Source organism: Mucilaginibacter glaciei (genome assembly GCF_014773245.1).
Classification (GTDB): Bacteria; Bacteroidota; Bacteroidia; order Sphingobacteriales; family Sphingobacteriaceae; genus Mucilaginibacter; species Mucilaginibacter glaciei.
In genome coordinates, this window is sequence record NZ_JACWMX010000012.1 from 38,453 (window position 1) to 51,668 (window position 13,216).

Sequence of the window (13,216 nt, forward strand, 5' to 3'; positions counted from 1 at the left end):
AAGTGACATGGAAAGCAATCAAAAAAAGATCAGGCTGGGTATTGATGCAAAATGGTATTTTGACGGCCCCCCCAGCGGGCATATGGTTGTTAAAAACCTGGTAGACCAGATGGTAACCAGGCACGATGAATTTGAATTATGCCTTTTTCTGTGCAGCAAGCATAAAAACCTGGCAAAAAGTCATTTTCCGCAAGGGATAGAACTTATTTTTTTACCCAATGTGCCTAATATGATCGCTAACATGTTTGTGGTACCCTATTTTGCAAACGCGCACAAGTTGGATGCAGTAATGTTGCAGAATTTTTTGGGGCCGTGGTCCGACAAGCTTTTTAAGGTAGTTTATATACACGATGTGCTTTTTTTAGATTACCCCGAATACTTTACTAAAAACGAGCTAAAGTATTTTAATTTCATCAGGAGATATGCGATAAAGGCCAATTTGGTGATCACTATATCTGAAACGGAAAAAAAGCGGATGGTGCAAAATTACGTGGCCCGGTCTGCAAAGATCTCTGTGGTACATCACGGTATCGATGAGAAATTCAAGCCATTGTGCAATTGCCAGGCAGCGATTGTTCAAACCGTGAAGGAGAAGTACAATTTGCCTGACAGGTATCTGCTTTTTGTAGGTAGGATCAATATACGGAAGAACCTGGATAATTTGATCAAAGCGCTTGGAATGTTAATTGACAGCGATGTAAAGCTGGTAGTTGTAGGCGAACGCACTGCCTTAAATTTAAAATTAGAAGAGATGATTGCTGCCGAGCAACTTGGCGGTAGGGTGATATTTACAGGCCACGTGCCGGAGGAAGACCTGTATACCGTTTATGCTAACGCAACAGTATTTTGTTTCCCATCTTATGCAGAAGGTTTTGGGTTACCACCCTTAGAGGCTATGCGTTGTGGGGTACCTGTTGTAGTATCTGACCGTACCGCTATGCCGGAAGTTTGCGGTGATGCCGCCTTATACGCTAACCCGGATGATGCAGAAGATATTGCCCGTAAAATACGGGTATTGCTTAACGACCATTCATTTTATCTAAAAAAAGCAGATGAAGGAATTGCCCAGTCAGAAAAATACTCCTGGAAAAAGTCTGCAGATGATATATTAAATCTTATAAGCCACGGATATGATCATAGCAAAAGTTATAGGTAAGTTAAAGGGGCAGCCAAATTATAAGTGGGAAAGCACTTACACTTTACGCGATTTGTTCACCATTACGGCCGGCCGCGGCTGGCAATTGATACGCGGCGTCTGGAAAAGGTTTTTTTTTAGAAATACCGCCGGGCTTTTGTTTATCGGTAAAAAAGTAACTATTAAACATGCCTACCTGTTAACAGCCGGCAAAAACTTTATTATTGATGATAATACTTATATAAACGCACTTTCATTTGATGGCATAGTCGTAAAAGACAACGTTTCCATCGCCCGTGACTGTACCCTGATTTGTACCGGCATCGTATCACAAAAAGGTAAAGGTATTACCATAGGCCATAATACAGGTATCAATTGCAACGCATACCTGGGTGGGCAGGGCGGGATAGATATTGGCAATGATGTGATTATCGGGCCCGGCGTTAAAGTGTTTTCAGAGAATCACAATTATGCTGATATGAATGTGATCATTAAAGATCAGGGTGTATCACGTAATAAGGTAAGTATCAAAAATAATTGCTGGATTGGCGCCAACGCAACCATTTTAGCGGGAGTTACTATTGGTGAGGGTAGTATAATTGCAGCAGGTACAGTGCTTACCAAATCCGTTCCTGCCAATTCTGTTGTTGCCGGCATACCCGGCCGTGTTATTAAACAAAGGTTACAGCAGCAAGTTTATGAAGCATAATTTCGATCTCATAAAAGGGTCCTGTATTTATATGGTATGCGCGTTTATAAGCCTATTGCCGTTTCACACCTTGCGGATATTGATGTTAAGGATATTAAGGGCCCGGATTGGAAAAAAGGTAGGGCTTTACCGTAACTTCGAGGTGCGGAGCCCCTGGAAATTAAGCATTGGTAACAGTACAGTTATAGGGCATGGGGCATTGCTTGATGCCCGTATGAAGTTAACAATAGGGAATAATGTTAACCTAAGTAACGAGGTGATGATTTGGACACTGCACCATGATTATAACAGTGCATCATTTGAATCGGTAGGTGAGCAGGTAATTATCGAAGACTATGCCTGGATCTGCTCGCGGGCTATTATTTTACCGGGTGTAACAATTGGCAAAGGGGCCGTTGTGGCTGCCGGTGCTGTGGTAGTCAGGGATGTGCTGCCATATACCGTAGTGGGTGGTGTGCCGGCTAAACAAGTTGCCTTGCGCAGTAAAGATCTCAACTATGACCTGGGCAACGGGATCCTACCCATAATTTAACAGTTAGAGTTTCCAGGTGATATTGCTTTTTAATATTTTGATGGGATTGCCACCAAAAATATTTTTTTCTCCGGTAAGCTTTTTTGTCACTAATGAACTTGCCGCCACAATACAGCCGTTAGGGATCACCGCCCCTTTTAGTACCGTGCACTTGCAGCCTATCCACACATTGTCGCCTATAAATATATCAGCAGGATAATTGATCTTATTGCCGCCTTCGTCAAAAATATGATGAAAGTCTGTATCCATCACCAGCGATTCCCAGGACATACTGGTATTTTTACCAATAACTATTTTTTGTTCTGTTACCAATGCGCACTCGGTGCTCATATTAAAGTTTTCGCCAATATTTAATTGTGCGCCTTTACTCACTATTAATTTGCACCCGTGCATGATAAAGGCACGGCCGTTGAAAATCACATCACCACTCACTTCCCAAACAGCGCGTGATCTTTTAAAATCTGAGATACCTACCTGCCCGTATCCTATCTGCACCATCGCTGTTTTTACAGGGCCGGTTATAATCACCCGCCCCTTAATTTTATGCAAAAAAACATTCCTGCCAATTAAAACAGGGAGCTTAACGGCTGTTTTAAAAGGGAAGTATTTAAAGTTGAAGTATATTGTTTTAAATGTTAACCTGCTAAGAAATTTTAGGATTTTACTCATGTAAAATTTAATTAATCGTTATAGTAACAATAAGCCAAAGCAATTCTAAAATATACCAATAAACGCTTTAAAACGCAGGAGGTCTACTGTCCTTTTAATATTCTTTTTGTTCTCAATAATAACGTTTGTTCACTCCATCCAAAACGGCTGAAAATATTAATTGCAGCATACTATTCGCCATTTTTACATTGATAAAGCCAGTTGATAGCTTTAAAAATAAGCTATTACGATCAATGAAAAAGAAATCTACTAAAATATTTATATATGCGAATAGCTATCATCGGAACAAGGGGAATACCAAACCATTATGGTGGTTTTGAACAATGCGCAGAATACCTGGCAGAGGGATTGGTGAAAAAGGGATATGATGTAGTGGTCTACAATTCCCACAATCATCCCTATCAGAATAGTGAATGGCGGTCTGTAAAGATATGCCATTGCTACGATCCGGAGAATAAGATTGGTACTGCAGGGCAATTTATATATGACCTGAACTGTATACTGGACCTGAAGCGAAAAGATTTTGACGTGATATTGCAATTAGGTTATACCAGTAGTTCGGTATGGAACTGGCTTTTGCCGCGTAATGCTGTAGTCACAACAAATATGGATGGCCTGGAATGGACCCGATCCAAATACTCCAAACCTGTACAACGTTTTTTAAAACTTGCAGAAAAACTTGCCGCTGTAAAAAGTGACCACCTGATAGCCGACTCGCTTCAGATTCAAACCTATCTGAAAGATAAATATGGAAGGGAAGCCACTTACATACCTTATGGTGCAGAGTTATTTGACGACAATGATACATCGGTACTGGATGAGTACAAACTGCGCCCCTTTAACTACGATATGTTAATTGCCCGGATGGAGCCTGAAAATAGCCTGGAGGTAATTTTAGAGGGCGTGGCTAAAGCAAATTTAGATCGCCCATTTTTAGTGATAGGGTGTGCTAAAACCAAGTATGCGAAGTATCTGAAAAGTAAATTCGGACATTGTAAGCAAATCCGGTTTTATAACGGTATCTATGATATGGACAAGCTCAACAATTTAAGGTATCATGCTAATTTGTACTTTCACGGGCACACCGTTGGCGGTACCAACCCTTCTTTATTAGAATCGATGGCTTCTAACAGCCTCATTTGTTCGCATAAAAATAAGTTCAATTGTGATGTATTAGGCGATGATGCCTTATATTTTTCAACACCTGCTGATGTTAGCGGTCATTTGCAAACCGCAAAAAAAAGCACCGGCCAATACGCAACAATGATGGCCAATAACCGTCAAAAAATAAAGGACGTTTACAGTCGTGAAAATATTGTGAATGCCTATGCCAATCATTTCGAAGCAATAGTTAGCCAAGCCAGAAAAGCTAAACAATATGTTGCAATTCCAAATCAAAAAGAGATATCATTCCAGTTGAAAAACTCCTAATTACTAACTAAATGATAAAAACAAAACAGATAAATTTAAGTACATCTTTTTTTTTATATGGCTTGATTGTGAGCGTATTATGTTCTTGCTCTTATAAACCCAATCAAGTGCTATTTGAAAGGAAGGTGATTAACACAGCAGCATCTGACAATACCGAGGGTAATTTACAGGCTTATAAAATTCAAAGCCAGGATATTTTGCAGGTACGTAACCTTCAAAACCTAAAACTAATTGTAAGCGACATCGGAAACGGAGCTGCTGGCCCATCATCGTCAACGGATTTGCAGGGGCAGAATTATACGGTAGAGGATGACGGAAATGTCACCTTGCCTGTATTAGGCAGGGTTGCGGTGGCTGGCTTAACAAAATTGGAAGCAACCGATAAAATTGAAGCACTGTACCGTAAAACGGTGATCAAAGACCCTATCATTGAAGTTAAACTGGTTAATTTGACGGTAACTATATTAGGCGAAGTACGCTCCCCTGGTAACTATCCCTTGCTGAAAGACCGTACAACTCTGGTAGAAATGATTGGCCGAGCCGGCGGGATAACAGATAAAGCGAATGAAAAACGGGTAAAGATAATACGTGGTGGCGTGCTTAACCCGCAGGAATATGAAATAGACTTAAGCGACATGTCCTCGATGTCTAACCCGGCAATGATCTTGCGCAACCAGGATATTGTGTACATAGGCCAAAATAAGCGGGCTATAAGAAACGACAAACTTCAAAATTTTTCGACAATCGTACAGCCGGCATTACTTTTAATAAATACCGCATTATTGATTTTTACACTTACCAAAAATTGATGATGCCTGAACTAAAGCTATGTTAGATCAGCTCTTAACAGATTCTGATAAGTTTAAAGCTGGGTGCTGGGAATTAATAGCCGGCCGTTTCGGCTATGAAGCGCCCGGATTGAAATTTATTTTGGGCTATGCAAATAGCGACTTTGAAGATACGGTTACTAACTGGTTAAAGGTTGTGCACCCTGCGGATATCCGGGTTGTTTTTCGTGCGTATGTGAATTATATGCAAAGCGATAGGGACATGCCTTTTGTGCAGCGCGCAAGGCTTTTGCATAAAAATGGCTCTGTTAGGCACGTTATGTTTATGGGCAAGGTGCTACAGGGGCTTACTGTGCATAGACGCAAAAGAATGGCTGGTGGCTATTATGATTTTACCAGCCAGGTTATCGCTATAGAACAGGCACGGCATGCTGATGCAGCTAAATCTGAATTTCTTTCGGTAATGAGCCATGAATTACTCACACCAATGAACGCTATCATGGGGTTTGCCAATCTGTTATCAGAAAACCCGCGGATAGACCAGTTGGAACATCTTGGCATGTTAAAGTTTTCTGCGCTGCACCTGCTCACCCTTATAGAAGATATCCTTCATTTTAACCAGCTTGATATGGGCCGGATAGTTTTGAAGGAAGAGGATATTCACCTGCACAAACTTTTATCTACTATCGTAGAAGGCCATTTAAAAAGCGCAAATAGCAAAGGCTTATGCTTAAAGCTTAATATTGATGATACGCTGCCGGCGCAAGTTATTACCGACCCGGTAAGGTTGTCGCAAATATTGAATAATCTGATAAGTAACGCCGTTAAGTTTACTTCGGTTGGCCAGATAACGTTAGATGTAAGCCAAATTGCTAACTATGCAGAGCATGCAAGGGTTCACTTTGAAGTAAAAGATACCGGCATTGGTATCCCCGGTGAAAAACAACAAATGATCTTTGAAACATTTGTGCAGGCGAGTTCTGATAATAAGCGGCCATACAATGGTACGGGCCTTGGTTTGGCAATCACCAGCCGGCTCTTAAAATTAATGTCGGCAGATATTAAAGTGCATAGTGAACCGGGTGTAGGGAGTTCTTTCTTTTTTGATCTCGATCTTAGGCTTAAAAACCCAACAGTCAGGTTGCACGGTAAGGAAAAGGAATTTGACGATATGAGTGATACATTAGCAGATATGCGTGTGTTACTTGTAGAAGATAACGATGTAAACGTTTACCTGGCAGAACATTTTTTGCGTAAATGGCAGGTGCAATACGATTTAGCCCAAAACGGTGAAGTAGCGTTAGATAAAGTAAAAAAAAATGATTATGACCTTATCTTAATGGACTTGCAAATGCCAGTTATGGATGGCTACGAGGCCACACGGGCAATAAGGGCATTAGATGGCAAGTACGCTGTGCTGCCGATTATAGCATTAACCGCATCGGCAGAGTTGAATATGATGACAAAAATATTGGATGCAGGTATGAATAGCTGTATCCGCAAGCCATTCAAACCCGAAGAACTATACAAGCAGCTTGCCGCAAATTTTAAAAAGAATAACGACGCTGGCACCGCTGGTTAAGCTTAGTAAACCTTTTATCGGTACCGGGGGAAGTGAGCCCATCCAAGCTTGAACCTATTTTCTTAAATGATTGATTTTTAGTACGAAAAGACGGAAAGAGATTGTGCGGACGGGTGAAAACATTAAAACAAAAGCGCCCTCCAGTGCAACTGGAGGGCGCTTTGCGAATTTAAAGTGCGCCCACCTGGGCTCGAACCTATTTCCTTAAATCATTAATTTTCAATGATTTGCTTTAGTTGTCGTTGTTTAAGGTAGTTACATAGGTAACACGCCCTATTGACTATTCAAATGTAGGTAAATTTTAAATTATAAACAATCATGTTGGGGTTAAGGGTCACGATCCCAGCGGGATCACTAAATGGACATAGTACCAGAGTCCACTGTCGGTTTTTTGAAGTAAGAGTCTCTTGAAAAAGAGGCTCTTTTTTGTTAAAAGGCGGTTTTTGAACCCTAAACCGACTTTTCTCAATTACTATCCTCCGCTTTTCTCAAAAATTTTAGTACAAGTTAGTTCAATTTAATTCCATGTAATCGGTACTCTATTCGGTACCCTATACCTTTTACCGAATTTAGGAGTACCGAATTGGATTGTACACTTGTATCAGTTTGATTTTCAGTTTAAAGAACATGGTTTCACATTAAAACTAAAAACACATGAAAGTAAATGAAGATCTGTCTATTTTATTTTGGCTTAAAAGAGAAAAGGCAACCAAAGAAGGATTAGTTCCTATTTATGTTCGTATTACCGTTAAGGGTACACGAGACAATTTTTCATCCGGCAAAAAAATTCATCCCGATGCCTGGGATGAAAAAACAGCTATCGCTGGCATGAGCTGCCCGGAGTGCAAACTCATTAATAGCTATATCGCCAAGACAAGAGTGGAGTTAGAAAAACATTATAACCAGCTTGCAGCAGTTCATAAACGAGTAGCTGCATCAATGGTTAAGGAGGCCTATATGCCTAAGCAAACTCTGCAAAAAACTTTAATGCAAGCTTTCAAGCTTCACAATGGAGAATTTGCAGAACGAGTAAATAAAAACAAAGCGAGTAATGGCACATTGATTCGTTATGAGCGCTTAAAAGATAAGGTACAAGATTTCCTTAGGAAGAAATACAAGTTGGCCGACATAGCTTTAGAAGATATAGAAATGGCTTTTGCGGTAAACTTCTTCCATTTTATGACGATGGAAAACATCGGTGATAATACAGCCATGAAGTATGTAAAGACGTTAAAGCAGATTATTGAGCGCGCTATTAATGAAGGCTGGATAAAACACAATACGATATCGGGGTTTAAATGCACCTACAAAGATCCTGATAGGGAGACGCTTGAAATGCACGAATTAGTTGGAATGTATAAAAAAGAAATTTCAGTAGAGCGTTTAGCAGAAGTGCGTGATGTGTATGTTTTTTGTTGTTTCACGGGTTATGCATATGAAACGGTATATAATCTTGAACCGGCAAATATCTTTAAGGGCCTGGATGGCAAACTGTGGATTACGAAAGATCGGCAGAAAACTGGCGTTGAAGAAACAGTACCTTTATTACCTATTGCCCTGGCGATAATAGAAAAGTACAAAAATCATCCCTATTGTTTAAGTGAAAATAAATTGCTCCCCGTCAATAGCAATGTTCGTTACAATGCCTACATAAAGGAGGTAGCTACAATTTGTGGAATTAAAAAGGAATTAACCACTCATACCGCAAGACACACGTTTGCAACAACTGTTCTTCTTGAGAACGATGTGCCAATAGAAACCGTCGCAAAGCTGTTAGGTCATAGAGATATGAGATCAACCCAAATATATGCGAAGATTACTAAGCGTAAAATCAGCAACAACATGATGGCTTTGGAAAGTAAAATCTTCGGAGAAAAAGGATTATTAAAAATGTCTTAGTACTCATCTTGATATCACAAATTGTGAGATCAAGTGCTAACAAAACTCTCAGCAACACTGAGAGTTTTGATTTATAAACTTTTAAAACACATTTTATTTGTCACATTTTTATATAATTTTGTGACATGAATTCTATTCATCAAGAAATAACAGACCAGATTAATGCTTTGAAGCCAGGCACTATTATATTCCCTACGGACTTTCGGGGCATAGGGACAGACGACGCGGTTCGACAGGCATTATCGAGGTTAACCAAAGAAGGTAAACTCGAAAGGCTTGCCCATGGCATTTATTTACTGCCCAAGATACACCCTACTTTTGGCAAATTACAGCCCTCTATGGAAGAAGTAGCGGAAGCTGTGGCGGCAAATGAGCATATGCGCATCAAACCCGCAGGCGCATACGCACTGAATAAACTGGGATTGTCTACCCAAGTCCCCGCGCGGCTGGTTTATATTACAGATGGACAGGCCAGGCAGATCAAGATCGGTAAAGGCGGCGTTAAGTTTAAACCCGTTAGCCCCAAGAAATTCGGCATGAAAGGTCCGATTAGTAGTTTATTAATTCAGGGACTGGAAGAAATGGCTACCAGCCAGGTAAGCCTGGAGATGGAAGGCCGTATCAAAGAACTGCTCCACCAGGAAACACCGGACAACCTGAATAATGACCTCAAACTTGCACCTGCAAGGATCAATAATTTTATTATAAAACTCTTAAAATATCCTTCAGATGATCGAATGGCTTAGTTTATCAGACGAAGACCGCCTGATCTCTATTCAACAGGCGGCTACAAAGGCAGGCGTTTCCACCAAAGTAATAGAAAAAGACTGGTGAGTAACATTGGTCTTAAAAGCCCTTTTCCAAAGCGAGTTCGCGCCTCATTTATCATTTAAAGGTGGAACCTCGCTTAGCAAAGGCTGGAATCTGATCGACCGCTTCTCGGAAGATATCGACCTGGCTATTGAAAGAAGCTTTTTAGGATTTGAGGAAGACTTGAGCAAAAACGCAGTTAAGAAATTAAAGCGCGTAGCCTGTGACTTTACATCAACCGCTTTAAAAGCAGCACTGGAAAAAGAACTAGCAGATTTAGGTGTACTCAACGGTGTGGTAGCAGTTACCGCAGATGAAGTGAACCCTATTATCCCTGATACCGACCCGCAAACTTTGCGGATAACCTACCGTTCCCTGCTTGATCCCGTGCCTTATATTGATGACCGCGTAAAAGTAGAGGTTAGTGCCCGTTCATTGAACGAACCCGCCGTAGAACGCCAGATAATGTCTTTGTTAGGCCAATACATGCCGGGGTTCCCCTGGTCGGATGAACCTTTTCCTGTGGCTACGGTTGAACCCAAGCGGACCTTTTTGGAAAAGACTTTTTTGCTTCACGAAGAGTTCCTGCGCCCCTTAGATAAAATTGTTTATGAACGTATGTCGAGGCACCTTTACGACCTGGAACGTATGATGGATACGGAACATGCAGAAGCAGCTATAGCGGATCGTGGTTATTATGATGCTATTGTAGAACACCGAAGGCATCTTATCTTTAAAGCAGGTGTCGACTATGATACACACCAGCCAGCCACGTTGAGTTTTATACCGCCTGACGGTCTTTTAAAAGCTTTTGAACAGGATTACGTTAAAATGCGTGCGGAAATGATTTATGATGAACGCAGTAAAGATTTCGCTGAAATTATCACGCGTTTAAAAAGTTTACTAAACAAGATCAAGGCCATTTATACTTAGGTGTTATAAACTACCGAACTTCTAAATAATTAGACATAATTTGACTAATATTAATTATTCGTCCACTATAGCGATATATCTGTATATTAGTTTTTAAATAAACCGATTATCCCGCTTCTAAAGCATTTAATACAACCTTTTCACAACAATGGAAATAATTTTTAACGCACTTTTCAAAATTGATATTCAGGCACCGGCTGCTGAACAATTAGCTATGCCGGATGGTAATAATGATCTGCGAAGCTATATCGTTGAATTATTAGATAAAATCATTGCAGATCCTGATAAAAAAGGTTTTGTGTTCCAAAGTGAAACCACAGAAACTAGGCGGCTGATTGATGATATAATAGCTGTAAACGATAATGATTATTACAGTTACTCTGTTCATGCACTGGACATTGCCAACCGCTTACATCGAAAAGAAGTAGATTCTGATAACAGGAATAATTTGGATGTTGATCTATTAAAAGGCATCGCAGTGATCTCTTTGGTGAAATTTGAAAACAACACACAGAAGGTGATCATTTCAAAAGCCGACTATAATGAATTCCTGGATGTTTTAAGCTACACTAAAAGGCAGGGCTTTCCGATCAAAAAGAAAATATACAAAGCATTTGTAGCCGATATTAATGAAACAGGCGATATTACAAAAGTTGCTGTTTATGATACCAACTCTGTTTTCACGGTATATTGGTATCGGGATTTTCTGGAGTTGCAACAAGTTCATACCGATGAATATAATACTGAAAAAGTCTTCAATATTATTGAAACTAAGATCCTGACACCTATAAAAAAGATAAGTAAGCGCGATTATATAGAGTTATGGAACGCCACGGTACGTTACTTTAGAATCAAACCAGAATTTGCCCTGGAAAACTTTGTTGAAGAAATAATTACCAGTCACGTCCCTTTTGATCCGAAAGTTGACGTCCGGGAGTGGGCGGAAAAAACCCGTAAGCAGTTTGGTAAAACAGATTTTGATAGTAAATTCAATATCGCTGCTAATAAAATTAGCAAACGCTTTAAAAACTCCATATCTTTAACGCCTCAAATTGATCTTAACTTGAAAGACGGGATCAAAGATTTGAAAGGCACCATACAACGCTATCAGGAAGATAACGGCAATAAGTGGGTAATGATCAAATCTGAAGACGGATTTGAATATTTTAACGATACGGAAATCATGAACAATGAATGAGGCCACGTTACCGCGTTTATTAAGTTTATTTAAACATACCAACGCCTTTATAATTGAGCGGTTTGATGAACTGCGAATTGTTCTCGAACTGGCAGAAGTTAAAAACCTTAATATTGACGCAATCGTGCCCGCAACCGCGTTTTTAAATGCGAGAGATACCCTTCTCTTATCAGTTATTGTAGATGACGGGGAACCAGTTGATTTTTATAGCGGCGGCGATAGTTCAGAGTTTACAAGCGAATTAGAAAGTAAGTTTTCGATACTTGATGACGAGGCTGTATCATTCACACTGAGAATCAGTAAAAATATAGTTGACGGTGTTATTTCGATATATAATTATCAGGATTTCATCTTATACCTCAATAGCCTGACCATTCAGGCAGTTTACCAGGAATTTAGTAGCTATATTCAAAAAGCAGGTTTTCTAATTTTTGAATTTCAAAGCACTGAAAATACATTAAAAAGTAATTCTATATGGTTCGTTGACAAAGGGTTCACTGGAACGCCTGAAGTTGCAGATCGTCAATCGAAGATTAATAAGGCGAAGTCATCGTGCCACTTTAATTATCTGTCAAAATTCGTGCTCAACGCTGAGGACTTTGCCGTCGAAAGCCAAGACCTTCCGGAATTAGCGGATTTCATGAATCGATTAGCAACAATTTTGTCAATTGCTTATCTTTTTGACATTACCAGTTTGCACGGCGATACATTGGAATATCGGTTGAATGGTTACAAATCAATTAATGGCACAGTTGATTTAAAATTATTGGAAACGGAACCCGATCATCAGTATTATAAAATTTATAATTGGGTATATGATTCCGGAAATTTCACAGATAAAACCGGACTTGCAAGGAATATCATATCGCTACATCTGGAACAATTAAACAATCTTAGTTTAAAAGGTGAGCCGTTCACTTCTATTCAGTCGAGCTATAAGGTATATGAAAAGCAAAATATCAAGCAATACATAGAGATTCGCAATAAAATTTCCGACCAGCTTTTGGGGTTTCATGATCGGGCTAATAAAATTATAGAAACATTTGCCTCCGGCTTTCAAAAAAGCGCATTCGCGCTAATGACATTTTACATTTCGGCCATCATTTTGAAAGTACTTAGTAAGGATAAACTTATAGAAGTATTTACCATAGATGCTGCTACCCTCTCAACTGCTTTTATCCTATGCTCCATCGTTTACTATTTTGTGTTGAAGTGGGAAGTCAATGCACAAAAACTACGCTTTGAAAATAATTATGTCGATGTAAAATTGCGTTATACCGATTTGTTGGATGAACAGGATATTAACCGGATTTTAAATAACGACCACGAATTTACAAGTGATCTTCAATTTGTAGATGATAAAGCCAAATACTACACAATTATGTGGTTTGTATTTTTGGGCATTTTCTTTTTTACTACCTGGCTGCTGTACTTTATCTATAATCCCGCTTTACTTCACGAAATTAGAGACTGGCTTACCCATTACTCTTCAACACCGACTGCGAAAAAACCGTAATGATTTTTGCTGAA

Annotated in this window: 12 protein-coding genes; 11 read left to right on the forward strand and 1 reads right to left on the reverse strand. The window is 39.7% G+C overall.

Going from position 1 to position 13,216, the window contains the following annotated elements:
* Positions 1-7 precede the first annotated feature (7 nt).
* From IDJ76_RS20045 to IDJ76_RS21180, 3 genes are all read left to right on the forward strand, one after another.
* Positions 8-1,156, forward strand: a complete 1,149-nt coding sequence (locus tag IDJ76_RS20045; RefSeq protein WP_191166017.1) for a glycosyltransferase family 4 protein — start codon at positions 8-10, stop codon at positions 1,154-1,156.
* On the forward strand, positions 1,131-1,844 hold the full coding sequence (locus IDJ76_RS20050) for an acyltransferase (RefSeq protein ID WP_191166019.1): 714 nt from the start codon (positions 1,131-1,133) through the stop codon (positions 1,842-1,844). The genes IDJ76_RS20045 and IDJ76_RS20050 overlap by 26 nt, the downstream gene beginning before the upstream one ends.
* Before the next feature lie 82 nt (positions 1,845-1,926).
* Positions 1,927-2,376 (forward strand): acyltransferase, encoded by a 450-nt coding sequence (locus IDJ76_RS21180; RefSeq protein ID WP_317173987.1) that lies wholly within the window; start codon positions 1,927-1,929, stop codon positions 2,374-2,376.
* A gap of 3 nt (positions 2,377-2,379) precedes the next feature.
* Here IDJ76_RS21180 and IDJ76_RS20060 read toward each other — a convergent pair whose 3' ends face one another.
* Positions 2,380-3,045 (reverse strand): acyltransferase, encoded by a 666-nt coding sequence (locus tag IDJ76_RS20060; RefSeq protein WP_191166023.1) that lies wholly within the window; start codon positions 3,043-3,045, stop codon positions 2,380-2,382.
* Positions 3,046-3,309: 264 nt separating this feature from the next.
* Between IDJ76_RS20060 and IDJ76_RS20065 the strand changes: the two genes are divergently transcribed.
* The 8 genes from IDJ76_RS20065 (at position 3,310) to IDJ76_RS20100 (ending at position 13,202) form a co-directional block, all read left to right on the forward strand.
* Positions 3,310-4,476 (forward strand): DUF1972 domain-containing protein, encoded by a 1,167-nt coding sequence (locus IDJ76_RS20065; protein ID WP_191166025.1) that lies wholly within the window; start codon positions 3,310-3,312, stop codon positions 4,474-4,476.
* 107 nt (positions 4,477-4,583) lie between these two features.
* Positions 4,584-5,285, forward strand: a complete 702-nt coding sequence (locus IDJ76_RS20070; protein WP_191166028.1) for a polysaccharide biosynthesis/export family protein — start codon at positions 4,584-4,586, stop codon at positions 5,283-5,285.
* Between the two features lie 19 nt (positions 5,286-5,304).
* Entirely contained in the window at positions 5,305-6,846 is a 1,542-nt protein-coding gene (locus IDJ76_RS20075) for a PAS domain-containing hybrid sensor histidine kinase/response regulator (RefSeq protein WP_191166030.1), read from the forward strand.
* A gap of 654 nt (positions 6,847-7,500) precedes the next feature.
* The gene (locus IDJ76_RS20080) at positions 7,501-8,745 is read left to right on the forward strand and encodes a site-specific integrase (protein WP_191166032.1); all 1,245 of its coding nucleotides are present in this window, start codon (positions 7,501-7,503) and stop codon (positions 8,743-8,745) included.
* 125 nt (positions 8,746-8,870) lie between these two features.
* Positions 8,871-9,491, forward strand: a complete 621-nt coding sequence (locus IDJ76_RS20085) for a DUF6088 family protein (protein WP_191166034.1) — start codon at positions 8,871-8,873, stop codon at positions 9,489-9,491.
* 94 nt (positions 9,492-9,585) lie between these two features.
* Positions 9,586-10,488 (forward strand): nucleotidyl transferase AbiEii/AbiGii toxin family protein, encoded by a 903-nt coding sequence (locus IDJ76_RS20090; protein ID WP_191166036.1) that lies wholly within the window; start codon positions 9,586-9,588, stop codon positions 10,486-10,488.
* A 148-nt stretch (positions 10,489-10,636) separates the two neighbouring features.
* A complete protein-coding gene (locus IDJ76_RS20095; RefSeq protein WP_191166038.1) occupies positions 10,637-11,686 on the forward strand; it encodes a nucleoid-associated protein in 1,050 nt (349 codons plus the stop codon).
* A complete protein-coding gene (locus IDJ76_RS20100; protein ID WP_191166040.1) occupies positions 11,679-13,202 on the forward strand; it encodes a hypothetical protein in 1,524 nt (507 codons plus the stop codon). Before IDJ76_RS20095 ends, IDJ76_RS20100 begins: the two co-directional genes overlap by 8 nt.
* Positions 13,203-13,216 lie beyond the last annotated feature (14 nt).